Below are 24,070 nucleotides of genomic sequence, written 5' to 3'. Positions count from 1 at the left end.
CAGCTTCGCACGGGCCGTCCGCGTGACCGCCGGAGGCCGCCCGCTCACCGCCGGAGGCCGCCCGCTCACCGCCGGAGGCCGCCCGCTCACCGCCGGAGACCGCCCGCTCACCGCCGGAGGCCGTCCGCGTCACCTGTTGGAGGGCGCCTGCGCCGCCGCGGTCCGCGGGATACATGCCCCGTGACGGACGCAGCGGACGGACGGGCCGGGGACAGGGCGACGACGGCGACGACGGAGGGGCCGCCGGGGGAGCGGCGGGCGCGGCTGATGGCGGAGCTGGCGGTGGTGGCCCGCCGCTACATGGCGTCGTACGCGCTGTTCAACCAGGCGCTCGCCGACCGCCTCGGCCTGCACCCGACCGACCTGCAGTGTCTGAACCTGCTCACCCTGGAGCCCGGCCCGGTGACGACCGGGCGGATCGCGGAGCTGACGGGGCTGACGACCGGGTCGGCGACGCGGCTGGTGGACCGGCTGGAGCGGGCCGGGTACGTGGTCCGCGAGCGGGACGCGGGGGACCGGCGGGTGGTGCTGGTGGCGCCGGTGCCGGAGCGGGTCGCCGAGGTGGCGCGGGTGTGGGAGCGGGTCGGGAGCGGCTGGTTCGCGCTCTTCGACGACCTGGACGACCGTGAGCTGGCGCTGTTCATCGAGCACATGCGGCGCACCACGGAGTACGGCGCCGAGCAGGCGGCCCGGCTGCGGGCGGGGGAGCCGGTGCCGGTGGGGACGGGGGATCGGGAGGCCGTGTCCGGGCAGGCGGAATAGGACGGGGCGGGGTGTCGTTCCAGGGGTATAGTTGAACCGTCAACAACCTGGAAGGTGAGCGGCCATGCAGTTCGGGATCTTCAGCGTCGGGGACGTCACCCCCGACCCGACCACGGGGCGCACGCCGACCGAGCGCGAGCGGATCAAGGCCATGGTCGCCATCGCGCTGAAGGCCGAGGAAGTGGGCCTGGACGTGTTCGCGACCGGCGAGCACCACAACCCGCCGTTCGTGCCGTCCTCGCCGACGACCATGCTCGGCTACATCGCGGCCCGCACCGAGCGGCTGCAGCTGTCCACCTCCACCACGCTGATCACCACCAACGACCCGGTGAAGATCGCCGAGGACTACGCGATGCTCCAGCATCTGGCGGACGGCCGGGTGGACCTGATGATGGGCCGCGGCAACACCGGCCCGGTCTACCCCTGGTTCGGCCAGGACATCCGGCAGGGCATCAACCTGGCGATCGAGAACTACGCGCTGCTGCACCGGCTGTGGCGCGAGGACGTCGTCGACTGGGAGGGACGCTTCCGCAGCCCGCTGCAGGGCTTCACCTCCACACCCCGCCCGCTGGACGGCGTGCCGCCGTTCGTCTGGCACGGGTCGATCCGCTCGCCGGAGATCGCCGAGCAGGCCGCGTACTACGGCGACGGCTTCTTCCACAACAACATCTTCTGGCCGGCCGACCACACCAAGCGGATGGTCGAGCTGTACCGGAGCCGGTACGCCCACTACGGGCACGGCACCCCGGAGCAGGCGATCGTCGGGCTCGGCGGGCAGGTGTTCATGCGGAAGAACTCGCAGGACGCGGTGCGGGAGTTCCGGCCGTACTTCGACGTCGCGCCGGTGTACGGGCACGGGCCCTCGCTGGAGGAGTTCACCGCGCAGACCCCGCTGACCGTGGGCTCCCCGCAGCAGGTGATCGAGAAGACGCTGTCCTTCCGCGACTACGCGGGCGACTACCAGCGCCAGCTGTTCCTGATGGACCACGCGGGCCTGCCGCTGAAGACGGTGCTGGAGCAGCTCGACCTGCTCGGCGAGGAGGTCGTGCCGGTGCTGCGCAAGGAATTCGCGAAGAACCGTCCGGCCGACGTGCCGGAGGCGCCCACCCACGCCTCGCTGCTGGGCGCCGCGCGGAAGAACGCCGCCGCACAGGAAGGGGCGCGCGCATGAGGATCGTCGTCGTCTCGGCCGGGCTGAGCGTGCCGTCGTCCACCCGGCTGCTGGGCGACCGGCTCGCCTCGGCCGCCGTCGCCGCGGCCGGCGCGGACCCGGCCGACGTCCGGGTGATCGAGCTGCGGGACCTCGCCGTGGAGATCGCGCACACCTTCACCAACGGCTTCCCCGGGCCCGCCCTGTCGGACGCGTTCGACGCGGTGGGCGGGGCGGACGCCCTGATCGTGGTCACCCCGGTGTTCTCGGCGTCGTACAGCGGGCTGTTCAAGTCCTTCTTCGACGCGCTGAGCTCCACCGACACGGAGGCCCTGACCGGCACGCCGGTGCTGATCGCGGCGACGGGCGGCAGCGCGCGGCACTCCCTGGTCCTGGACCACGCCCTGCGTCCCCTCTTCTCCTACCTCCGCGCGGTCGTCGTCCCGACGGGCGTCTACGCGGCGTCGGAGGACTGGGGCGCGGAGGGGCTGGACGCCCGGATCGGGCGGGCGGCGGGGGAGCTGGTCGCGCTGGCGGCGGGCACGTCGGCCCGGTCGCTGCCCCGGCAGGCGGCTCCGGACGGGGCGGTGCGGGCGGTGAACGGCAGCGGCGCCGCGCCTGGGCGGGGGGCGTCGGGAAGCGCCCCGCTCCCCAGGAAGGACTCGTTCGAGAACGTGACCCCCTTCGAGGAACGGCTCGCCGCGCTGCGCCCTGGCGGGTGAGACGGCGGTAAGAAGCGGAGGTCCGGGCGGCCGGCGGGGCCGCCCGGCTCCGGCGGCTTGGCACACTGGGCGGGTGCCGCACACCGTTCTGCTCGCCGAAGACGACCGCGCCATCCGCAACGCGCTGGAGCGCGCGCTGACCCTGGAGGGCTACCGCGTCACGGCCGTCGCCGACGGCGTCGAGGCTCTCGCGCAGGCCCACCGCATGCGGCCCGACGTGCTGGTGCTCGACGTGATGATGCCGGGCATCGACGGACTCCAGGTGTGCCGGGTGCTGCGCGCCGAGGGCGACCGCACCCCGGTGCTGATACTGACCGCGCTGGTGGAGACCGCCGACCGGATCGCCGGGCTCGACGCGGGCGCCGACGACTACGTCGTGAAGCCGTTCGACGTCGAGGAGGTCTTCGCCCGGCTCCGCGCCCTGCTGCGCCGCGCGGCTCCCGCGCCCGCGGAGTCAGGGCCGGCCGCCGCCCCGGAGCCCGGGACGCCGCCCGAGCCGTCGGGACTTTCCGGGCGCCTTCTGGAGGCGGCCGGGCTGCGCATGGACCCGCAGGCCCGCCAGGCCTGGCGCGGCGACCGCGAACTGGAGCTGACCCGCACCGAGTTCGAGCTGCTGGAACTGCTGATCCGCAACGCGGGCGTGGTCCTCGAGCACTCCACCATCTACGACCGCATCTGGGGCTACGACTTCGGCCCCGGCTCCAAGAACCTCGCCGTCTACGTCGGCTATCTGCGCCGCAAGCTCGACGAGCCCGGCGCCCCGCAGCTCATCCACACGGTGCGCGGGGTGGGTTACGTCCTGCGGGAGGGCTGAGTGGCCGCCGGCGGCGGTGCGCACGGGCCGTCGGTCCCGCGTCACCGGATGCGGCTGCTGTCGCTGGGCACGACCTTCGCGGTGGCGTTCGCGGCGGTGACCGCGACCGTGACGCTGCTGGTCGGCTTCCTGTCGTACAACGCGGCCGCGCGGCTGGTGCGGGTGGACCAGCAGTCGGTGTTCGACGAGGTGGTGCAGGACCTGCGGGACGAGGTCCGGCGCAACCGCATGTCGCCGCACGACTTCTCCTCCGCCGCGCCCGGCCACGACCTGGTGCGGCCGGCCCGCACGGACGTGCAGGTGCTGGGCCCCGACGGCGGGATCGTCGACCCCGGCAACCCCGGACTCCCGGTGGAGGACGACGACCGCCGGATCGCGGGCGCCGCCACGGCGGGGCGGGTGGTCGTGCACGCCGGGGTCGACGTCGGCGACGACGTGTACCGGGTCGCGACCGTCTCCCTGGGCGGCAGCCGGGGCGCGGTGCAGGTCGCGCAGGAGTTCAGCGACACGGAGGACCTGCTGCGGGCGCTCCAGCGGCGGACGTTCCTGCTGATGGCGGCCGTGGTGGTCGCCGCCGGGCTGTTCGGCTGGTGGCTGGCCCGGCGCATCACCCGCCGGCTCGTGGTGCTCACCAACACCGCCGAGGCCGTCGCCCGCACGCGCCGCCTCGGCATCCAGGTGCCGGTCGCCGGCTACGACGAGGTGGGGCGCCTCGGCCGAGCCTTCGACCGGATGCTGGGCCGGCTCGCCCAGTCCGAGGAGGACCAGCGGCGGCTGGTCCAGGACGCGGGACACGAACTGCGCACCCCGCTCACCTCCCTGCGCACCAACATCTCGCTGCTGCGCCGCATCGACGAACTCCCGCCCGACAGCCGCGAGGAGCTGGTCGCCGATCTCGCGCAGGAGGCGCGGGAGCTGACCGACCTGGTCAACGAACTGGTCGACCTGGCGGCCGGGCAGTCCGACACGGAGCCGCCGCAGAGGATCGACCTCGCGGACGTCGCCGAGGAGGTGGCGGGCGTCGCCCGACGGCGCACGGGACGCGAGATCGTGGTCCGCGCCAGCGGCCACACCACGACCCACGGCCGTCCCGGGATGCTCACCCGGGCGCTGTCCAACCTGGTGGAGAACGCGGTCAAGTTCGACCGCGAGGGCCGCGCGCCCGTGGAGATCCACGTGGCCGGCCCGGCCCGCCCGGGCACGGTCCGGGTCGAGGTCCGCGACCGCGGCCCGGGCATCGCCGACGACGACCTGACCCGCGTCTTCGACCGCTTCTACCGAGCCGCCGACGCCCGCTCCCTCCCGGGCTCGGGCCTGGGCCTCTCCATCGTCCGCGAGGTGGCCCTCGCCCACGGCGGAGCGCCCTACGCCTTCCACCGCGAGGGCGGCGGCACGGTCACGGGGTTCACGGTGGCGGGGGCGACGGGGGAACGGGAGACGTAGCCGCTCCGCGGCCACTCCCCGACCGGCCTGATCAGGCACGCGCCTCCGCACGGGCCGCCCGTGGACGCTCGGGCCGGGACGGGGCCCCGCTCCCGCCCGTGCACCGGACCGGTCGCGGCTTCGCCCTGGGGCGCCCTTGAGGCGGCCCAAGCACGTGCGGCCGGGTAGCCGGTGGCCGGGGTCTCGTGCGGGCGTCTCCCGGTCAGGTGGGGGAGGACTGGCCCGTCCGGCAGGACAGGCACCACGGTCCACGGGACGGCGTCGGCGTGGTTCCTGCGTGTCTCAGCGGGCCGTGCCTCGGAGGCGTACACCCCCTGCGCGCTGCGCAGGATGCATGCGGGGGCCGTGTCGGGCCGGTTTCCGGTGTGAGGGGAGGGCGTCGTGCTGAGTGAGGACGAGAGGGCCGCGTTGGCCGCGGTGGACGCGGGGGCGGCCGCGCGGACGTTGATGGAGTTGATCTCCGTGCCGAGCGTCACGGGGAGCGCCGCCGAGGCGGAGCTGCAGCATCAGCTCGCCGGGCGGCTGGAGTGGCTGGGGCTCGACGTCGACCTGTGGTCGATGGACCTGCCCGCCCTCCGCGCCGACCCGGACTTCCCCGGCACCGAGGCCCCGCGTGAGGAGGCGTGGGGGCTGGTCGGGACGACGCCCGACGGGGGCGACGGGCCGACGCTGATCCTCCAGGGCCATGTGGACGTCGTACCGCCGGGGGACCTGGCCGCGTGGGACGGGGACCCGTTCGTGCCGCGGGCGGAGGGCGACCTCGTGCACGGGCGCGGGGCGTGCGACATGAAGGCCGGTCTGGCGGCGCACCTCGCCGCGCTCGCCGCGATACGGGCGGCCGGGATCCGGCTGCGCGGCCGGGTCGCCGTTCACTGCGTCGTCGGCGAGGAGGACGGCGGCATCGGCGCGTTCGGCACGCTGCGGCGCGGTCACACCGGTGACGCCTGCGTCATCGCCGAGCCCACCGCCGGCACGCTGATCACCGCCAACGCGGGCGCGCTGACGTTCCGCATCGCCGTACCGGGCAAGGCCGCGCACGGCAGCTCCCGGGAGCAGGGCTTCAGCGCGGTCGACGCCTACCTCCCGCTGCACCGGGCGCTGGCCGCGCTGGAGGAGGAGCGGAACCGGGACCCGGACCCGCTGCTCGCCGAGTACCCGATCCCGTACGGCCTGTCGGTGGGCACGGTGCGGGCCGGGGACTGGGCCAGCAGCGTGCCGGACCTGCTGGTCGCGGAGGGCAGGTACGGCGTACGGCTCGGCGAGGACCCGGCGGACGCGCGCGCCGCGCTGGAGCGGTGCGTGGCCGAGGCGTGCGCCGCCGATCCCTGGCTGCGCGAGCATCCGGCGACGGTGACCTGGCCGGGCGGGCAGTTCGCGAGCGGCATGCTGCCCGAGGGGCACCCCCTCGCGGACACGGTCGCCGCCGCGCACGCCGACGTGACGGGCGGGCCGGCGCCCCGGCGGCGCGGGGCGACGTACGGCAGCGACCTGCGGCACTACACCGGCGCCGGGATACCCACCCTGCAGTACGGCCCCGGCGACATCGCGGTGGCGCACAGCGCGCGCGAGCACGTGAGCGTGCGGGAGGTGGTGGAGGCGGCGCGGACGCTGGTGCTGACGGTGCTGCGCACGGTGGGCACGAAGTGAGCGGGCGGGCCGGCCCGTGTCTCACTCGTCCGGCTTCCGCTCCGGCGCCTCGCAGACGAAGCCGTCCGGATCGGTGAACGGACCGATCGGGCTGACGAGGGCGATGCGGTGGGAGCCGCCGCCCTCGACGGGCACGCCCGCGACCTTCGCCAGCGCCTTCCGCTTGTACAGCGACAGTTTGATGCTGCCGGGGTCGCCCGCGAACTCGACGTACTTGCCGCCGAAGCTCTTGCCGACGGTCAGCCCGCGCTCGACGTAGAACTGCTTGGTCGCCTTCACGTCCTCGACGCCGAGCAGCAGCACGATCTCGTCGATCGTCCGGGTGACCGGGCCGGTGTTCTTCTTCGTCGAGGTCACCAGCTGCCAGACCGTGCCGTCGGGCGCCTGGACGACGCCGCCGTAGCCCCACAGGGACTTCTCGGCGGGCTTCAGCTGGGTGGCGCCCGCGTCGAGGGCGGCCCGGTGCAGCGCGTCGACGTCACCGGGCTGGGACGTCACCAGAGACAGGGTGAAGCCGCGGAAGCCGCTCGTGGGCTCGTCGGAGGGGCGCAGGCGCACCCGCTCCCGGTCCAGGCCGAAGGCGTCGGAGTAGAAGCGCGCGGCGGCCGTGGGGTCGGCCACCTCCAGCGTGACGGAGTCGATGGAGTTCATGCAGTCGACGGTAGGACCGCCCCGGCCGCCGGCGCTTCTCGGAAACTGACCGGTTGTCGCGCCGTCCGGTCAGCTGCCGGTGAGCTCGCCGCTCAGCGTCCTGTGGATCCGTGCGCTGGGCTCGTTCAGCCCCACGATCTCGACGGTCTTGCCGCGCTGGGCGTACTTCGTCTCGACGGCGTCGAGCGCGGCCACCGAGGAGGCGTCCCAGATGTGGGCGGCGGACAGGTCGATCACGACGCGGTCGGGGTCGGTGGCGTACGAGAACTGGCCGACCAGCTCGTTGGAGGAGGCGAAGAACAGCTCGCCGGTGACCCGGTAGACCACCGTGCGGCCGTCGGGATCGGTGACCGCGGTGACCTCGGCGAGCCGGGCGACGCGCCGCGCGAACACCACCATCGCGGCGACCGAGCCGACGACGACGCCGATGGCGAGGTTGTGGGTGGCGACCACGCAGACGACGGTGACCAGCATGACGACGGTCTCCCCGACGGGCATCCGCCGCAGTGTCCTCGGCGCGATCGAGTGCCAGTCGAACGTCGCCACCGACACCATCACCATGACCGCGACCAGCGCCGCCATCGGGATGTCGGAGACGACCGGCCCGAACACGATGCACAGCACCATCAGGAACGCGCCCGCCAGGAACGTCGACAGCCGGGTCCGCGCCCCGGACACCCGCACGTTGATCATCGTCTGGCCGATCATCGCGCAGCCGCCCATGCCGCCGAAGAAGCCGGTGACGATGTTGGCGACGCCCTGTCCGACGGACTCACGCGTCTTGGAGGAGCGGGTGTCGGTGATGTCGTCGACCAGCTTGGCCGTCATCAGTGACTCCATCAGGCCGACCAGCGCCATGGCGAAGGCGTACGGCGCGACGGTGGTGAGCGTGTCCAGGGTGAACGGCACGTCCGGCAGCCCGGGCACGGGCAGTGACGACGGCAGGTCGCCCTTGTCGCCGACCGTCGGCACGGCGATCCCGGCCGCGACGGTGATCACGGTGAGGATCACGATGGACACCAGCGGCGCCGGCACCACGGTGGTCAGCCTCGGGAAGAACACCATCATCGCGAGACCCGCCGCGATCAGCGGATACACCGGCCACGGCACGTCCGTCATCTCCGGCACCTGCGCCATGAAGATCAGGATGGCGAGCGAGTTCACGAAGCCGACCATCACGCTGCGCGGCACGAACCGCATCAGCTTCGCCACCCCGAGCGCGCCCAGCACGATCTGGAACACCCCGGCCAGGATCACGGCGGCCACCAGGTACCCGAAGCCGTGGTCGCGGTTGAGCGGCGCGATGACGAGGGCGACGGCGCCGGTCGCCGCCGAGATCATGGCGGGCCGGCCGCCGACGAGCGCGATCGTCACGGCCATGGTGAACGAGGCGAACAGACCGACCGCCGGGTCGACGCCGGCGATGATCGAGAAGGAGATCGCCTCGGGAATCAGCGCCAGCGCCACGACCAGACCGCCGAGCACCTCGGTGCGCAGCACCTTCGGGTCGGAGAGCCAGGACGGACGCCGGGAGCCGCGCAGCCAGGCGGACGGGGACAGGGCGGAGGACATGGACAAGGGAAGAGGAACCTGTCGTTGCTCGGGCGCGCCGGGGACGGGGGCACGCGGGGATGAGACGGGCACGCGGGACGGCCTCGTACGGAGGGGGGAATCCGGGTCCGGATCAGTGGGCGTGGGCCCCGGGGACCACGCGGGCGCGGCGCGGAGGGACTCCGGACGCCGACGGGGGGCGAAGGGTCACGGCGGGAAGGCAGCGGCGCGGGGCATCACGGACATGCGCTCGCTCTCTCCTGCGGACTGCGGTCTTCGCCGGGGGCTTCGTCGGCCCCGACACGGCTGACCCGTCCACTTTACCGGGTGCCCGGAGGCCCCCGACTGCCGTGCGTACGCCCGACTGCCGTGCGTGCGGGGCCCGGTGACCCCGCTCACCCGGTGTCCGCGTTCACCTGAGGCGGGGAGGGCCCGGGTGCCAGGATGAGGCGCGATGACGGCAGGGTGGGGCGCGCGCACGGTACGGGCCGCGGTGTTCGCGGCCGTCTGCGTGCTGCTCGCCGCGCTGGGCCATGTGCTGATGTCCGGCAGCCATGTCCCCGGCTGGACGCTGGGCGCGGGCGCCGTCGCGACGGGCGTGGCCGGGTGGTGCCTGGCAGGGCGGGAACGCGGGCTGCCGACGGTGGTCGGGGTGGCGGTGGTCGCGCAGACGGGGTTGCACCAGGTGTTCTCGACGGGGGCGCCTGTGGGTGAGGCGCACGGGATGCATGCGGCGCACACGGGGAGGGAGCATCCGCCGGTCGCGGGCTCCGAGGACCTTGCCCTGGTGGCGTCTTCCGGCAGTGGCGGCTCGTCGTCCGGGATGCTCGCCGCCCACCTGCTGGCCGCGCTGCTCACCGGCCTGTGGCTGGGACACGGCGAGCGGGCCGCGTTCCGCATCCTGCGGGCGGTGGCGGGCCGGCTGATCGCGCCGCTGCGGCTGCCGTTCCGGCTCCCGCCGGCCCTCGGACGCCCCCGGGTCCGGCCGCGCCGGCCGCGTTCGGAGCGCAGGCCGGCGCTGCGGCTGCTCGTCCACGCGCTCACCTCGCGGGGTCCGCCCAGGGGGACCGCTGTCGCCTGACGACAGCTGATCCACCCGGGGCGTCGTTCGTACGCCCCGGGTCACCGGCCGTACGTCCACACGCCGCATCGCGCCGTCACGGGCGCCCGTGGGGCCGTAGGGCCGTTTCCCCTGCTCACCGGACCGGTGCGGCGCGTGCTGCCCCGGTCCGGATCACGGACTCCGAGAAGGACATCAGGTGATCACCTCTGCCCTGCCCCGTGCCCATGCCCCCACCGCGGACGAGGCGTCGGCCGACGCCTCGCCCCCCGACGCCTCGGCGACGGCCTGGGCGCTGGCCGCCCGGAGCGGTGACGCGGACGCGGGCGACCGGTTCGTCCGCGCCCTGCACCGGGACGTGCTCCGCTACGTCACCCACCTGTGCGGCGATCCCCAGGCTGTGGACGACCTCGCGCAGGACACCTTCCTGCGCGCCCTCGCCGGACTGCACCGCTTCGAGGGCCGCGCGCCGGCGCGGGTGTGGCTGCTGGCGATAGCCCGCCGGGCCGTCGTCGACAGCCACCGCTACGCCGCCGCGCGGCCCCGGCTCTCGGACGCGCCGGACTGGCAGGCGGCCGTGGAGCGGGCCCAGCCGCGTGGCCTGCCCGGCTTCGACGACGGGGTCGCCCTGTCCGCCCTGCTGGCCACGCTGCCGGACGAGCGGCGGGAGGCGTTCGTCCTCACCCAGCTCGCCGGGCTGCCGTACGCGGACGTGGCCGCGCGGACCGGCTGCCCGGTCGGCACGGTCCGCTCCCGCGTCGCCCGCGCCCGCGCCGACCTGCGGAGACTGCTGGCCGACGCGGAAGGGACGACGGGCGTGCATTGACGGGTGGGCTGGGGTGGGGTCAGTGGTGGGCGTGAACCACCGCGTGGCCCTTGCCCCGGCCGATCATCCACTTGTTGACCGGGGTGGTGACCAGGAAGGCGACGGCGAAGCCGCCGAGCAGCGCGTACCAGAAGAGGCCCTCGGACAGCTCGGCGTCCATCGCTCCCGGGGTCAGCGCGATGATGGCGTTGTCGACCAGCTCCATCACCGCGATGGAGACGGTGTCGGCGGCCAGCGCGATCTTCACGGCGGACTTCAGGGACACCCCGGCGCGGACGACGGCGAAGAGGGTGAAGGAGTAGCCGAAGACGAAGGCCAGGCCGATGGCCAGGACCATCGTCGGGACGTTGCCCCACAGCAGGGCCGTGCCGATGACCATGCCGAGGATCTCGCCGATGGCACAGCCGAGCAGGCAGTGCAGTGTCGCCCGGACCGCCATCGACCAGGTCGTGCCGGGCCGTGCCTCGTGCCCGGCACCGGTCTGGTGGTGCATGGCGTGGTCCATAAACCTCATCCCCCTTCGAAGCGTCACGGGGACGGTGTGTGTCCCCGCGCACACCGTGAACTGTATACCCCGAGGGGGTATTCCCGTCAGGGGTTTTTCTTCGCTCGTCCTTTGGTCACCGGGCCAACAGGTCCCGGATCGCCGCCGTCACCTCCTCGGGCGCCTCTTCGGCCATGAAGTGCCCGGCCTTGGTCAGCCGGTGGTCCAGGTCCGGCGCCCAGGCCCGCCACACGGCCGCGGCGTCGTAGCCCAGCCGGGCGCCCCAGTCCTGCTGGAGAACCGTCACCGGCATGGTGAGCCGGGTACCCGCATCGAGGTCGGCCCGGTCGTGCTCGATGTCGACGGTCGCCGAGGCCCGGTAGTCGGCGACGATCGACGGGACGGCGGCGCGGCCGGCGCGCAGGTAGGCGTCCCGCACGTCGGACGGCAGCGCGTCGGGCCCGACGGACCAGGCGTCGAGGAACGACCCGAAGAAGGCGTCCGCGCTGCCCGCGATCATCGCCTCCGGCAGTCCGGGCGGCTGCGCCATCAGATACAGGTGGAAGGCGACCGCGGCGGAGACGCCGCGCAGGACGTCCCACATGTCGAGCGTCGGCACGACGTCGAGGATGCCGAGGTGGGTGACGGTCTCCGGATGGTCGAGCCCGGCCCGGAAGGCGACGAGGGCGCCCCGGTCGTGACCGACGAGGGCGAAGCGGTCGTGACCGAGGGCGGAGGTCAGGGCCACGACGTCGGCGGCCATGGTGCGCTTGGCGTACACGCCGGGGGAGCCGGCGTCCGGCTTGTCGCTGGCGCCGTAGCCGCGCAGGTCGGGGCAGATCACGGTGTGGTCGGCGGCCAGCCGCTCGGCGACGTGCCGCCACATGAGGTGGGTCTGCGGGAAGCCGTGCAACAGCACGACGGGACTGCCGTGCCCGCCGACGGCCGCGGTCAGCTCGATGCCGTCGACGCCGGGAAGGCGGAGGTGTTCGAAGCCGGGGATGGTGGGGGTCATGGGGTGCGTCCGTTTCTCCAGGGGGTTGCGGGGACGGGAGCAGCGTGGGGGAGGGCGATGAGCAGCGGATCAGCAACAGCCCGTCCGGCGTTCGAGGACGAGGCCCGAAGGGCCGATAGGGGGTCTGGTGCACAGCTCCAGGGACGGGAAGGGGCACCTGATTCAGCCCGTCCGGCGCTTGAGGACGAGGCCCGACGAGCCGAAGGGGGGTCTGGGGCGCAGCCACAGGGACGGGAAGGGGCGGCGGGGGCGACTCGAACCAGCCCGCACCCCCTCACCCGCGAGGATGGACCGATGCGCATCGAGGTCCTCGGCTCGATCCGAGCCACCCAGGCCGACGGCACCCCCGCCCCCCTGGGCGGCCCCCGCCACCGTGAGCTCCTCGGGCGTCTCGTCGCCGCCGAAGGGCGAATGGTCACCACCGACACCCTCGTCGACGATCTGTGGCCCGAGCACCCACCACCCCGCGCCATCGGCACCGTACGCACCTTCGTCGCCGCCCTCCGCCGAGCCCTCGAACCCGACCGCCCACCCCGCACCCCGCCCCGCGTCCTGCTCACCGAGGGCCCCGGTTACGCCCTGCGCCTGCCCCGCGAGGACGTCGACGCGCACCGCTTCCAGGACGCCCTGGCCCGCGCCCGGCGCACCCCCGGCGAGGTGACCGGACTCGGCGAGGCGCTCGCCTCCTGGCGCGGTCCCGCCTACGCCGACGTGACCGGCTCCGCCTGGGCGGAACGGGAGCGGGCGCGGCTGGAAGAGCTGCGGGCGGAGGCGGTCGAGCTGCACGCCCGCCTGCTCCTCGACCGCGGGGAGGGCGCCGGCCTCGTCGCCGGCCTGCGCGACCACGTCGCCGTGCACCCGTGGCGCGAGCCCGCCTGGACGCTCCTCGCCCGCGCCCTGCACCTCGCGGGCCGCCGCGCCGACGCGCTGGACACCCTCCGCCGAGCCCGCGCGACGCTCGCCGAGCGGCTCGGGCTCGACCCGGGCCGCGACCTCCTGCGCCTGGAGACGGACATCCTCAACGGGACCGCGCCGTCCACCGCCCCCGCCGCCACCTGGGCGGGACCCGGCGTCCCGCTCGGCCCGCGCACCACCGTCGACCTGGCCCGCACCCTCGCCCTGGCGGGCGGCGACGCCCTCGTCCGCTCCCGCAGCGACCGCCTCGCCGCGATCACGGCGGCGGAACGCACCGGCGACCTCGCCCTCACCGCCCGGATCATCGGCGCCTACGACGTGCCCGCCCTGTGGACCCGTGCCGACGACCCCGAGCAGGCACGGACGGTCGTCGACGCCGCCGTACGCACCCTCGCCGCGCTCGGCCCCGACGCCCCCGCCGACCTGGCCGTCCGCCTCCTGGCCACCGTCGCGGTGGAGAGCCGCAGCGCCGATCAGACCCCGCCGGAGCGGGACCGCGCCCGGGACGCGGCCCGGCGGGCCGAGGCGCTGGCGCGCGAGCTGGGCGACCCCGCCCTGCTGGCGTTCGCCCTCGACGGAGTGTTCCTGCACTCCTTCACCCGCCCCGGAGGCGCGCCCGCCCGGGACCGCGTCGGGGCCGAGATCCTCGCCCTGGCCACCGCCCACGACCTGCCCGCCTACGCGGTACTGGGCCGGCTCGTCCGCCTCCAGTCCGCGTCCGCCCTCGGTGACCTGGACGCCGCCACGGCGCACGCGGAAGCCGCCGAACGGCTCGCCGCCGCCAGCGAGGCGCCCCTCGTTCCTGTGCTCACGTCGTGGTTCCGGGCACGCGCCGAGGCCGCCCGCAGCACCGAGCCCGGCGGACCGTCCCCCGCCGCGGTCGCCGCGCGCTACCGCACCGCCGACGAGGCCCTGCGTACGGCCGGGATGCCGGGCCTGCACCGGGGCCTGTTCCCGCTCGCCCTGCTGGGCCTGCGTCTGCTGCACGGCCGTCCCGCACCCGCCGACCCCCGCCTCGACTGGGGCCCGTACCGCCCCTGGACCGAGCCCCTGCTCCTGCTCGACCAGGGCCTCGTGGCCCAGGCCCGCACCGCCCTCGCCGCGGTCCCCGCGCCGCCGCCCGACCACCTGCAGGAGGCCCTGTGGTGCCTGACCGCCCGCGCCGCCGTCCGCCTGCGCGACCGCGACACCGCCGCGCGGGCCGCGGCCGCCCTCCGTGACGCGCGCGCCGAACACGCGGGCGCCGCCTGCGGCATGCTGACGCTGGGCCCGGTGGCGGCCTACCTGGACGAGGCGGAGGCGTGCGCGGGCATGCGGTGACGCGTGCTCACGTCACGACGACCGCGCCCTCCGGGTCGCCTCCAGCACCGACGTCAGGAAGCGCCGTACCGTCTCCCGTTCACCCGGTTCGAAGGCGTCGGAGACCGCCACCACGTCGTCGATCACCGCCCCGAAGAACGACCGGCCGAGGCGTACGGCCTTCTCCTCCACCTCCAGCAGCACGCGTCGGCGGTCGGCGGTGTCCCTGCTGCGCCGGACCAGCCCCATCCGCTCCAGGCGGTCCACGAGCGCCGTGGTCCCGGCCGAGTTGAGGCGCAGCTGCTCGCCGAGCCGGCCGGGTGTCGCGCGGGTGTCCGCGCGCGCGTCGTCCAGCAGGTGGATCAGCGCGCGCACGTCGGTGGGGTGCAGACCGTGGCGCGCGGCGAACTCGGCCCCGAGGAGGTCGAACTCCACGGTCACCGCACGCAGCAGGTGCACCAGTTCCATGGCGGGGGTCCGATCATCCATGCATACTCCTATCATCTCGCTGAACGAGATTATCGCTGAGCGAGAGAGCAAGGGGTGTCTCCGTGTCCGCATCGCCTTCGGCCTTCGACCGTGCCTACGACGAACTCCGCGCCCGCTGGCCCGACCCCGCCGGCACACGCGACGTGGACACCCCGTACGGGCCCACCCGGGTGTACGTGCACGGCCCGGCGGACGGCAGCCCACTGGTGCTGTTGCCGGGCGGCTCCGCGACCGGCCTGGTCTGGTACGCCAACGCCCCGGCGCTCGGCCGGCGGTACCGGGTGCACGCGGTGGACCTGCTGGGCGACGCCGGCCGCACCGAACGCCGGGGCGTCCCGCTGAAGGGCGCCGACGACCTGACGGCCTGGCTGGACGCGCTGCTCGACGGACTCGGACTGACCCGCACCCACCTGTGCGGCCACTCCTACGGCGCCTGGCTGGCCGCCCGCTACGCGCTGCACGCGCCCCGACGCGTCGACCGGCTCGCCCTCGTGGACCCCACCCAGGTGTTCGCCGGGTTCCGCCCCGGCTACCTGCTGCGCGCGTTGCCCTCGATGATCCGCCCGAGCGAGGCCCGCGCCCGGGCGTTCCTGGCCTGGGAGACCGGCGGCCGCCCCCTGGACGAGACCTGGCAGCGCGTCCACGCCCTCGCCGACACCGTGCCCGGCCGCAAGCTGATCGCCGGCGGCCGTCCGCGGGCCGCCGGCCTGCGCATGCCGGTCCTGGTCCTGCTCGCCGAGCACAGCCGCACGCACGACGCCGCGAAGGTCGCCGAGAAGGCGCGCGCGGTGCTGCCGCGGGCCGAGGTGACAATGCTGCCCGGAGCCACCCACCACTCGCTCCCGCTCGCCGGGCCGGAGAAGCTGAACGAGCACCTGATCCACTTCCTCGGCTGACCGTCACCCCGCGTCCGTAGGCTGCCCCGCATGGGGACCACCGTCGAGGACACGACCGAACACTCCTGGGCCTCCACCCGCGCCTGGGTGGAGAAGACCCTGTCCGCGGGCGAGCGCATCGAGGGGGTGGAGCGGCTGCGCGGCGGCTGGACGTCGGAGATGCGCCGCCTGGACGTCACCGGTCCGGACGGCCGCTGCTCCCTCGTCCTGCGCTCCTTCGTCAAGCCGTTCTTCGTCCGGCACGCGGAGGGCCTGCTGACCCGTGAGGCGGACGTCCTGACCCTGCTCGCCGCCACCGACGTGCCCGCGGCCACGCTCGTCGCGGTGGACGCGACCGCCCGGCACTGCGACCACCCGTCCCTGCTGATGACCTGCCTGCCGGGCGCCGTCCGCGTGGACGACCGGGGCCCCGACGCCCGCGCCGACGCACTCGCCCGCCACCTCGTCCGCGTCCACCGCCTGGACGTGCCGGCGCGGCGACGCCCGCGCACCTACCAGGCCTGGGCCTCCGCGGACCGCGTGACACCGCCCGCGACCGCCCGGCGCCCCGGGCTGTGGCGACGGGCGGCCGACGTCATCCGCCGCGAGCCCCCGCCCTACGCGGGCCGCTTCCTCCACCGGGACTTCCACCCGGGCAACGTCCTGTTCACCGGCCCCGACGACGCCCCTGAGGTCAGCGGCGTCGTCGACTGGGTGGAGACCTCCTGGGGACCGGCCGACCTGGACGTGGCCCACTGCGCGACCGCCCTCGCCCTGCTGCACGGCGCCCCGGCGGGCATGGCCTTCGCCGACCGCTACACCGCCGCCGGCGGCGCCCTCGCCCCGGACGCCCCGGCCCACCTCTACTGGCGCCTTCTGGACACCCTCGGCTACGGCGACGCGGAGAAGGTCGCGGTCCCCTGGCGCGCCCTCGGCCGCACCGACCTGACCCCGGAGGTCCTCGTCGGCCGCCTGGAGGACTACCTCGACGCCCTGTTCACCCGGTACGGCTGAGCACGAAGAAGGGGCGGGTTCCGAGCACGAAGAAGGGGCGGGTTCCGAGAACCCGCCCCCGTCACGTCAGCACCCGCTCACGGCCACACCAGGCAATACGCCTGATGCCCCGCGTCGTGCAGCCGGTGCGAGAAGTCCTGCCACTCGTGCAGCGATTGAACGCGGCGGTGCGCTGACCTGGCAGTTCTGGGGAAAGTGTGCGGTGACCTGCGAAAACTGCCTTCGGTACTTCTCACGGGTCAACGCCGTTTCCCAGGCTCGTGTGCCCTGGATGTGCCCTCGGGCTGGACCGGCTGGCCCGTGTGCTCGCCGCGGATCGAGGTCCCCGACGACCTTGTGGGGCTGGATGGCTGCGTCGACGGGATCCTGTTGCACCGGCTGCTGCGCCGACAGGACGTGCTGCCCGGCACGAACGCCGATCGGACCGCCTCCCGGCCGCCGGACAGGGAGAGGTCAGAGGGCGGCCAGGGCGTTGAGTGCGGCGTCGAGTCGGGCAGTGGCTTCGTCGGCGACGGGCTTGAGGGTGTCCAGACCGGTGAGGGTGACCATGGTGCCCGGGTCGAGAGCCTGGACGAGCATCTGGTCACCGTCGCGGCGTACGACGACGTTGCAGGGAAGCAGTAGGCCGATGGAGCGGTCGGCCTCCAGGGCCCGGTGCGCGAGCGGCGGGTTGCAGGCGCCCAGGATCAGGTAGTCCTCCATGTCGTGGCCGAGCTTCGCCTTGAGGGTGGCCGCCACGTCGATCTCAGTGAGGATGCCGAATCCCTGGTCGGCCAGGGCCTTGCGTACGGCAGTGACGGCGGTGTCGAAGTCGGTGGCGGGCAGGCGAACGGTGCGGTCGTAGGACACGGACACTCCCGGATAGTGCGGAACGATTGATTCCTCTATACCCCGCCGGGTACCGGCAGGGCGCGAGGCGACGCCTTGAGCGGGGCGGTTTCCATGTATGGAATACCCCCCCAGGTATAGCTGTTATGGTGAGCGTCAGATACCCCCGGGGGTAAATCGTCCGAGAGGAGTCGTGAGCCGTGTTCTTCGTTGACACCCTGGAGTTCGAGGGTCTGGGCAACCGGAGCTACCTGGCCGGCGGGCCCCATGCCGCGGTGGTCGTCGACCCGCCGCGCGACATCGACCAGGTCATCGCCGCGGCGGCCCGCCGCGGGGTGCGTATCGCCTTCGTGGCCGAGACCCACGTACACAACGACTACGTCACCGGCGGCCTGGAGCTGGCCCGCGTCACCGGCGCCCAGTACCTGGTTCCGGCCGGGGCACAGGTGTCCTTCGACCGCACCCCTGTCACCGACGGCGACACCGTGACGGTGGACGAGGGCTTGGTGCTGAGGGCGATCGCCACTCCCGGGCACACCCCGCACCACACCTCCTACGCCCTCGCGGAGGACGGACGCGGTGTGGCGGCGTTCACCGGCGGGTCGCTGCTCATCGGCACCGTCGGTCGCCCCGACCTGGTCGAGCCGCGACTGACCGAGCGACTGGCCCGAGCCCAGTACGCCTCCGCCCACCGCCTGGCCGACGAGCTGGACGACGAGGTGCCGGTGCTGCCCACCCACGGGTTCGGCAGCTTCTGTTCCTCATCCCAGGCCGAGGGGGACGCGACCACGATCGGCAAGGAGCGCGAGACCAACGACGCGCTGACCCTGGACGTGGACACCTTCGTCGCCCGGATGCTCGACGGCCTGGACGATGTGCCCGCCTACTACGCGCACATGGGCCCGGCCAACGCCGCGGGCCCCGCACCGGTCGACCTCACCCCGCCCGCGCGTGCGGACGCGGAGGAGATCGCCTCCAGGCTGGCCGCGGGTGAGTGGGTGGTTGATCTGCGCAGCCGTATGGCCTTCGCTGAGGGGCACGTGGCCGGGTCGTTCAACTTCGAGGGCGAGGGCAAGCTCGCCACCTACCTGGCCTGGCTGATCCCGTGGGGCAAGCCCGTCACCCTGCTGGCCGACACCCCGGAGCAGATCGCCGATGCGCAGCGGGAGCTTGCGCGGGTGGGTGTCGACCGTCCGGCCGCCGCCGCCACCGGCGACCCGGCCGGCTGGGTCCGTGAGGGTGAGCAGCTCGCTTCCTTCCCGCGTGCCCGTTTCGCCGATCTCGCCGATGTCCGTGAGCGCGGCGACGAGGTGGTCGTGCTGGATGTGCGCCGGGACTCGGAACGTACGGGCGGCTACATCGAGGGCTCGGTCCACATCCCGATCCACGAGCTGCACGGCCGTATCGGCGAGGTGCCGGAGGGGACGGTGTGGGTGCACTGCGCCGGCGGGATGCGCGCGGCGATCGCCGCCTCCCTGCTGGATGCCGCCGGGCGCGAGGTGGTCGCCGTCGACGACGGCTTCGACGCCGCGACGGATGTCGGTCTGTCCCTGGCCTCCGGCTGATTCCGACCGTTCCCCCGCAAGGAAGGAAGCGTGTGATGTTCCTCTTTCGCCGAAAAGGGCCCCGCGTCACGGTCGACGAGGCACGCTGCCGCACCAGCGGCGATCAGCCCGCGGCCGTCCTGCTGGATGTGCGTGAGAAGCCCGAATGGACCACGGGCCACGCTCCGGGCGCCGTGCACGTACCGCTGACGAAACTGGTCGCAGGCGCCACCCTGCCCGCCCAGGCGCAGGGGCGACCGCTGGTGGTGATCTGCCGCAGCGGGCACCGCTCCCAGCAGGCGGCCAAGCTCCTCGCCGAACGCGGAGCGCAGGTGGTGGACGTTGAAGGCGGCATGAACGCGTGGGCCGCTGCCGGGCACCCGGTCGTCGACGAACGCGGGAACAGCGGCCGGATAGCGTGACCGTACTTGTTCTCGCCCTCATTGCCGGGGCCGTCATCGGTCTCGCCCTCGGAGCCCTGGGCGGCGGTGGCAGCGTCCTTGCCGTACCGGCACTGATCTACCTGCTCGGCTTCACACCGGCCGCCGCCACCACCGCCAGCCTGATCATCGTCACCGCCACCTCCGTCACGGCCCTGTACGCCCACACCCGCGACGGGAACGTGGCATGGAAGACAGGGGCGCTGTTCGCCGCGGCGGGCATCGTCCCCGCCTTCCTCGCGGGGGCCGTCGCCGGGAGCCTGCCCGAAGCGGTACTGACGTCGGCGTTCGCGGTCATCGCCGCGCTGGCGGCCCTGCGCATGCTGCGTCCGTCCGCGTCCGAGCCGCCGGACCGGATCCGTCCCGGCAAGGCGGCCGGCGCCGGTGCCGGACTCGGTGCTGTGACGGGCTTCCTGGGAGTCGGCGGGGGATTCCTCGCCGTGCCCGCCCTGGTGAGCGTCCTGGGACTGACCATGCGGCGGGCGGTGGGCACCAGCTTGCTCGTCATCACGGTCAACTCACTCGCCGCGCTCGCCGCTCGCACCGGCACCGGTGGCGGGCTCCACTGGGAGATCATCGGCCCCTTCACCGGAGCTGCGATCCTCGGAGCCTGGGACGGCAAACGGCTGGCGACGAAGATCTCCGGCACCACCCTTCAGAAAATCTTCGCCGGCGTACTGCTGGCGGTGGCGGCCTTCATGCTCGTCGACGTGATCGTCTGAACACGCAGGCCGTCAACAGCCAACAGCCCAGAAGCAGGGACCGGGAGAGCTTCTCCGGTCGACGCGCATCTCAGGACCGCCTGCTGCCCGGCTCCCGTCAGATCAAGTTCCACCACGACTTCCGCACCCGTAAGGACATCTGCCATGACCACACCCACGGCCCTCGCCACCGACGAGGCGCACACCCGCCTGCACGAACTGACCGTCATCGACGTGCGTACCCCCGGCGAATACGCCGGCGGTCACCTCCCCGGCGCGCTCAACATCCCCCTCGACCAGATCCAGCGCGCGCTGCCCGACATCCGGCACGCCGCCGACCGCGGTGACGTCCTGGTCGTCTGCGCCTCGGGCGCCCGCTCCGAGAACGCCGGCAGGATCCTCGCGGAGAACGGCGTCACGGCCGCCACCCTGTCGGGAGGCACCGGCGCCTGGGCGGCCGACGGCCACGAGCTGCACCGCCCGCAGGGCGCCTCACGTGCCACCTGGGGCATGGAACGGCAGGTGAGGCTCACGGCAGGAGCGATCGTGCTGCTCGGCCTGCTGCTCGGGCTCGTCATCCACCCGGCCTTCCAGTTGCTCTCCGCCGGCATCGCAGGTGGTCTCGTCTTCTCCGCCCTGACCAACACCTGCGGCATGGCCGCCATGCTCGCCAAGTTGCCCCACAACCGCCCCCGCGCCGCCGACCTCGACAACACGCTTGCCGCACTGCGCAACCGTTGAGCCACGCGAAGGGAGGGGAGGGATCCTGAACCGGACCCCTCCCTTTTCGCCTGCCAGGCATGCGGCCAAGGCGCGCTACCCGTGCGCAGACGTCTCCTCTTCCGGTGACGGCTGCGGATTCCTCCTTCTCGACGTGCGAAGCAGCACCAGCAGTGCCGCCACAGCGGCCGTGATCAGCACGATCAGCCGGTCGGACACCGCTGCGCCGAGGTCGGACAACCGCTCTTCCAGGGCGAACTCGGTATCGGTGCTCAACACCGACGGCAGCGCGGACGTGCCGTCGAAGGCGAGGAAAGCCGCACCGAGCGCAATGAACAGCACGCCGCCGACGACCGAGGTGCTGTGCAGGGCCACCGGACCCACCCGGAAGACCCGCCCTCGCAGCCAGCGCTTGCGGCCCAGATCGAAGCGGTCCCACAACAACGCCAGCATGAACATCGGAACCGCCATCCCCAAGGCGTAGACGGCGAGCAGTACCCCGCCGTGCAGGGGGTCGCCGTCCACGGCCGCCACGGTCAGGATGCCTCCCAGGATCGGCCCCGCACAGAACCCCGCCAGCCCGTACACCGCGCCCAGCGCGAAGACCGACAGCACCGAGCCCGAACGGCGTCCGCCCGCGGCCTGCGCCATCCGGCGGGAGCCGAAGCCCAACCCGGCGATCTGGGCCACGCCCAGGGCGATGACCGTCCATCCGCCCGCTGTCACCAGGGTGTCCCGATGTCCATAGAAGAGCCGGCTGGCGAACGAGCCGGCCACGCCGAGCGGCACGAGTGTCGTGCACAGACCGAGGTAGAACAGGCCGGTGCGCGCCACCAGCCGGGTGCGACTGGTGAAGGAGTAGGCGAAGAAGGCAGGCAGCAACAGTGCGCTGCACGGGCTGAGCAGAGCGAGCAGACCGCCGAGGAACGCCACCGCCAGTCCGGCCTCGCTCATCGCCCGGCCGCCTTCGCCGCGGCCTCGACGGCTTCCTTGAAGGTGGCCGTGGGCTGAGCCCCCAGGATCGGCCGGCCGTTGACCAGAAACGCCGGAGTGCTGGTCACACCGAGGTTGTAGCCCTCCTCCTGGTCCTTCTGCACGGCGCTGCGGGCCTTGCCGGATGCCATGTCCGCCTGGAACCGCTCGATGTCGGTGATTCCGGCCTCACGGGCCATGTCGATGAGGTTCTCGGCGCTGAACTCACCGGCGTTGCGTTCACGCGGCTTGCTGTAGGCGACGTCGTGGAACTCCCAGAACTTCTTCTGCTGCCCGGCCGCCCAGCCGGCGAGCGCGGCCTGTTCCGACTCCTCGCCGAAGACGGGAAAGTTGCGCCATTCGATGCGCAGGACGCCCTTGTCGACGTACGAGCGCAGCAGTTCGGGTTCGGTCTTGCGGGCGAACCGGCCACAGAACGGGCACTGGAAGTCGGAGTACTCGATCATCACCACCGGGGCGTCCGCCCGTCCGACGGCCATGGCATCGGAGGGATCGCGGCGAGCAAGAGCGAGCAGGCTCTCGTCGGCGGGCGCCGGGGCGGCGGACTCGCTGACGACGGCGGATTCGCCCGCTGCCTCGTTGCGGCCCCCGGAGCCGTCCAGCGTGAGGGCGAAGGCCCCGGCCACCGCGGCGGTGGCGAGGACCGCGGCGGCCGCGATGGCGCGCCTGCGGGTGCGGCGGGACGAAGACGGTGTGGATGCAGTCATGGAACACCTCAGATGTGAGGGAGAAGGGGCAGAACCGGGCCGCAGATCAGGCAGAAGCCGTGACCGGGCACGCGGTCTGGGAGGACAGGCGGCGCAGCGCGGCTTCCGCCAGCAGTCCCGCCGACACGACAGCCAGCAGTGGCTGCAGGGGAGCCCAGTAGCTCAAGGCTCCGGAAGCTCCGAGGAGCAGGAGGACGAGCTTGTTGCAGACCGGGCAGCCGACGGCGAAGAAGGACAGCGCGCCGCCGACCACTCCCAGACGGCCGCCGTTGTGGGTCTTGGGCCCCGAGGGGGCAGCGGGTTGGCGCACATAGGTGGTCAGGACGATGCCTGCCAGTACGGCCGTGACGGCGAGAGCCGGGTAGTTCCACCACTGCACGGGGACCGACCGGCCGAACAGCGGATTGGGCACCACGTCGGTGGGTGCGCCGACCAGGATCGCTGTGGCCAGGGCACCGAGGCCCGCCACAGTCCACTGCCGGGTCCGCCAACCACGCAGTGCTGCACCCGCCCGACTCCATGAGCGCGGGGAAGAAGGCATGCTGAAAAGCTCCGTTTCCAAGGATTCAGGGACACGACCAACAGGCCGGTCTAAATCCGCAGAACGGAGTGAAGTGTCGTTGGCGGCGGCGGAGCCGGGCCGCCCGACAGCATCCCGGAGAGCTGTGAATGGGATGGCGTGGAGGCAGTATGAAGGGCTGCGGGGCCGGGGCACGAAGCCGTCGGCGTCACACTTTCTGCTCGCTGCGCGCTGTGATCGACCAGCACCTTCTTGCCGCATGGCGCCGCCGTCCCGCCGGACCCCTCAGAGGCGGTAGGTGCATGCACATGCTGCGCGGCGGACGGGGGCGGGCCGGGCCCGCCACGTTCCGCGTGTCCAAAGACGCACAACAGCGCCACCACGGCTACAAGCACAGCCAGCACACCGCGGAAGCCGACGTGTGTCGGCCTCTGTGCCACTGCTCGCTTCATCATCGATCCTGCGTCCGCTCGGAGACTCAGCCACCATAGGACACCCGCCGGCTCCGTACCCTCGGCAGGCCGGGTGGGCGGAGACTCAGGCGGGCGAGCCGGATGCCGGGGTACCCAAGCTCAGGCCAGAGAGAGGAACAGCTTCTCCAGTCGGGTACGCATCTGCTCCCGGTCGCCGGAAGTGGCCATGTCCGCGTCGGTCAGGCAGTGCTGCAGACCGGTGGCGATGATCGCGAAACCGGCCTTGTCCAGAGCCCGGGACGCCGCGGCGAGCTGGGTGACGACGTCCTCGCAGTCCCGTCCCTCCTCGATCATCTTGATCACACCGGCGATCTGGCCCTGTGCCCGGCGTAGCCGGTTGACCACCGTCTTCAGTTCCTCAGCCGCCATCGCCAGTTCCACAACCCACACTCCTTCGAGATACCCCCTTGGGTATCTTACAGAAGGG

At 73.3% G+C, this 24,070-nt stretch carries 25 protein-coding genes; 15 read left to right on the top strand and 10 right to left on the bottom strand.

Annotation, left to right across the window (positions count from 1 at the left end):
• Positions 1–267: 267 nt before the first annotated feature.
• The 6 genes from ACQY0Z_RS04740 (at position 268) to ACQY0Z_RS04715 (ending at position 6,538) form a co-directional block, all read left to right on the top strand.
• Positions 268–762: a MarR family transcriptional regulator gene (locus ACQY0Z_RS04740; protein WP_189906164.1), complete on the top strand. Its 495-nt coding sequence runs from the start codon at positions 268–270 to the stop codon at positions 760–762.
• A 64-nt stretch (positions 763–826) separates the two neighbouring features.
• Positions 827–1,933, top strand: coding sequence for an LLM class flavin-dependent oxidoreductase (locus ACQY0Z_RS04735; RefSeq protein ID WP_189906100.1), 1,107 nt, complete (start codon positions 827–829; stop codon positions 1,931–1,933).
• Positions 1,930–2,634 carry a CE1759 family FMN reductase gene (locus tag ACQY0Z_RS04730; RefSeq protein WP_189906098.1) on the top strand — a complete coding sequence of 235 codons (705 nt, stop codon included), beginning with the start codon at positions 1,930–1,932 and terminating at the stop codon, positions 2,632–2,634. Before ACQY0Z_RS04735 ends, ACQY0Z_RS04730 begins: the two co-directional genes overlap by 4 nt.
• 73 nt (positions 2,635–2,707) lie before the next feature.
• Complete coding sequence (locus ACQY0Z_RS04725) at positions 2,708–3,448, top strand: response regulator transcription factor (protein WP_189906096.1); 741 nt, start codon at positions 2,708–2,710, stop codon at positions 3,446–3,448.
• Between the two features lie 48 nt (positions 3,449–3,496).
• Entirely contained in the window at positions 3,497–4,891 is a 1,395-nt protein-coding gene (locus ACQY0Z_RS04720; protein WP_189906162.1) for an ATP-binding protein, read from the top strand.
• 381 nt (positions 4,892–5,272) lie between these two features.
• Positions 5,273–6,538, top strand: coding sequence for an ArgE/DapE family deacylase (locus ACQY0Z_RS04715; protein WP_254587178.1), 1,266 nt, complete (start codon positions 5,273–5,275; stop codon positions 6,536–6,538).
• Between the two features lie 21 nt (positions 6,539–6,559).
• Here the strand turns inward: ACQY0Z_RS04715 and ACQY0Z_RS04710 are convergent, their stop codons facing one another.
• Both ACQY0Z_RS04710 and ACQY0Z_RS04705 read right to left on the bottom strand, forming a co-directional pair.
• Positions 6,560–7,189, bottom strand: a complete 630-nt coding sequence (locus ACQY0Z_RS04710; RefSeq protein ID WP_254587177.1) for a VOC family protein — start codon at positions 7,187–7,189, stop codon at positions 6,560–6,562.
• Between the two features lie 69 nt (positions 7,190–7,258).
• Positions 7,259–8,761 (bottom strand): SulP family inorganic anion transporter, encoded by a 1,503-nt coding sequence (locus tag ACQY0Z_RS04705; protein WP_439811869.1) that lies wholly within the window; start codon positions 8,759–8,761, stop codon positions 7,259–7,261.
• 433 nt (positions 8,762–9,194) lie between these two features.
• On the opposite strand from ACQY0Z_RS04705, the gene ACQY0Z_RS04700 reads away from it, so the two are divergent.
• Positions 9,195–9,821, top strand: a complete 627-nt coding sequence (locus ACQY0Z_RS04700) for a hypothetical protein (RefSeq protein WP_254587175.1) — start codon at positions 9,195–9,197, stop codon at positions 9,819–9,821.
• A 178-nt stretch (positions 9,822–9,999) separates the two neighbouring features.
• Entirely contained in the window at positions 10,000–10,626 is a 627-nt protein-coding gene (locus ACQY0Z_RS04695; RefSeq protein ID WP_189906087.1) for a sigma-70 family RNA polymerase sigma factor, read from the top strand.
• A gap of 19 nt (positions 10,627–10,645) precedes the next feature.
• On the opposite strand, the gene ACQY0Z_RS04690 is transcribed toward ACQY0Z_RS04695, so the two are convergent.
• Together ACQY0Z_RS04690 and ACQY0Z_RS04685 are read right to left on the bottom strand one after the other, a co-directional pair.
• Positions 10,646–11,131: a DUF4396 domain-containing protein gene (locus ACQY0Z_RS04690; RefSeq protein ID WP_254587174.1), complete on the bottom strand. Its 486-nt coding sequence runs from the start codon at positions 11,129–11,131 to the stop codon at positions 10,646–10,648.
• 115 nt (positions 11,132–11,246) lie between these two features.
• A complete protein-coding gene (locus ACQY0Z_RS04685; protein WP_439811868.1) occupies positions 11,247–12,125 on the bottom strand; it encodes an alpha/beta fold hydrolase in 879 nt (292 codons plus the stop codon).
• Between the two features lie 294 nt (positions 12,126–12,419).
• Between ACQY0Z_RS04685 and ACQY0Z_RS04680 the strand changes: the two genes are divergently transcribed.
• Entirely contained in the window at positions 12,420–14,360 is a 1,941-nt protein-coding gene (locus tag ACQY0Z_RS04680; RefSeq protein WP_347225324.1) for an AfsR/SARP family transcriptional regulator, read from the top strand.
• A 12-nt stretch (positions 14,361–14,372) separates the two neighbouring features.
• Here the strand turns inward: ACQY0Z_RS04680 and ACQY0Z_RS04675 are convergent, their stop codons facing one another.
• On the bottom strand, positions 14,373–14,828 hold the full coding sequence (locus ACQY0Z_RS04675; protein WP_439811867.1) for a MarR family winged helix-turn-helix transcriptional regulator: 456 nt from the start codon (positions 14,826–14,828) through the stop codon (positions 14,373–14,375).
• Positions 14,829–14,890: 62 nt separating this feature from the next.
• Between ACQY0Z_RS04675 and ACQY0Z_RS04670 the strand changes: the two genes are divergently transcribed.
• Together ACQY0Z_RS04670 and ACQY0Z_RS04665 are read left to right on the top strand one after the other, a co-directional pair.
• Positions 14,891–15,724 (top strand): alpha/beta fold hydrolase, encoded by an 834-nt coding sequence (locus ACQY0Z_RS04670; protein WP_189906076.1) that lies wholly within the window; start codon positions 14,891–14,893, stop codon positions 15,722–15,724.
• 30 nt (positions 15,725–15,754) lie between these two features.
• A complete protein-coding gene (locus ACQY0Z_RS04665) occupies positions 15,755–16,717 on the top strand; it encodes a phosphotransferase family protein (RefSeq protein WP_254585667.1) in 963 nt (320 codons plus the stop codon).
• Between the two features lie 453 nt (positions 16,718–17,170).
• Here ACQY0Z_RS04665 and ACQY0Z_RS04660 read toward each other — a convergent pair whose 3' ends face one another.
• Entirely contained in the window at positions 17,171–17,566 is a 396-nt protein-coding gene (locus tag ACQY0Z_RS04660) for a DUF302 domain-containing protein (RefSeq protein WP_254585674.1), read from the bottom strand.
• A 179-nt stretch (positions 17,567–17,745) separates the two neighbouring features.
• Between ACQY0Z_RS04660 and ACQY0Z_RS04655 the strand changes: the two genes are divergently transcribed.
• From ACQY0Z_RS04655 to ACQY0Z_RS04640, 4 genes are all read left to right on the top strand, one after another.
• Positions 17,746–19,110 (top strand): MBL fold metallo-hydrolase, encoded by a 1,365-nt coding sequence (locus tag ACQY0Z_RS04655; protein WP_254585666.1) that lies wholly within the window; start codon positions 17,746–17,748, stop codon positions 19,108–19,110.
• A 35-nt stretch (positions 19,111–19,145) separates the two neighbouring features.
• On the top strand, positions 19,146–19,511 hold the full coding sequence (locus ACQY0Z_RS04650) for a rhodanese-like domain-containing protein (protein ID WP_254585665.1): 366 nt from the start codon (positions 19,146–19,148) through the stop codon (positions 19,509–19,511).
• Entirely contained in the window at positions 19,508–20,251 is a 744-nt protein-coding gene (locus tag ACQY0Z_RS04645; RefSeq protein ID WP_062639979.1) for a sulfite exporter TauE/SafE family protein, read from the top strand. Before ACQY0Z_RS04650 ends, ACQY0Z_RS04645 begins: the two co-directional genes overlap by 4 nt.
• Before the next feature lie 144 nt (positions 20,252–20,395).
• A complete protein-coding gene (locus ACQY0Z_RS04640) occupies positions 20,396–20,971 on the top strand; it encodes a rhodanese-like domain-containing protein (protein ID WP_254585664.1) in 576 nt (191 codons plus the stop codon).
• 75 nt (positions 20,972–21,046) lie between these two features.
• Here ACQY0Z_RS04640 and ACQY0Z_RS04635 read toward each other — a convergent pair whose 3' ends face one another.
• The 4 genes from ACQY0Z_RS04635 to ACQY0Z_RS04620 all read right to left on the bottom strand — a co-directional run bounded on the left by ACQY0Z_RS04635 (position 21,047) and on the right by ACQY0Z_RS04620 (position 24,024).
• Positions 21,047–21,904 (bottom strand): cytochrome c biogenesis CcdA family protein, encoded by an 858-nt coding sequence (locus ACQY0Z_RS04635; RefSeq protein WP_254585663.1) that lies wholly within the window; start codon positions 21,902–21,904, stop codon positions 21,047–21,049.
• Positions 21,901–22,650 (bottom strand): DsbA family protein, encoded by a 750-nt coding sequence (locus tag ACQY0Z_RS04630; RefSeq protein ID WP_254585662.1) that lies wholly within the window; start codon positions 22,648–22,650, stop codon positions 21,901–21,903. Before ACQY0Z_RS04630 ends, ACQY0Z_RS04635 begins: the two co-directional genes overlap by 4 nt.
• Positions 22,651–22,696: 46 nt before the next feature.
• Positions 22,697–23,191, bottom strand: coding sequence for a hypothetical protein (locus ACQY0Z_RS04625; protein WP_086681023.1), 495 nt, complete (start codon positions 23,189–23,191; stop codon positions 22,697–22,699).
• Between the two features lie 551 nt (positions 23,192–23,742).
• The gene (locus tag ACQY0Z_RS04620) at positions 23,743–24,024 is read right to left on the bottom strand and encodes a metal-sensitive transcriptional regulator (protein ID WP_254585661.1); all 282 of its coding nucleotides are present in this window, start codon (positions 24,022–24,024) and stop codon (positions 23,743–23,745) included.
• Positions 24,025–24,070 lie beyond the last annotated feature (46 nt).

This window comes from Streptomyces sp. P9-2 (assembly GCF_051903975.1).
Taxonomy (GTDB): domain Bacteria; phylum Actinomycetota; class Actinomycetes; order Streptomycetales; family Streptomycetaceae; genus Streptomyces; species Streptomyces cellulosae.
The sequence above is the reverse complement of the archived record's forward strand: the minus strand, read 5'-3'. Positions and strand labels throughout refer to the sequence as shown.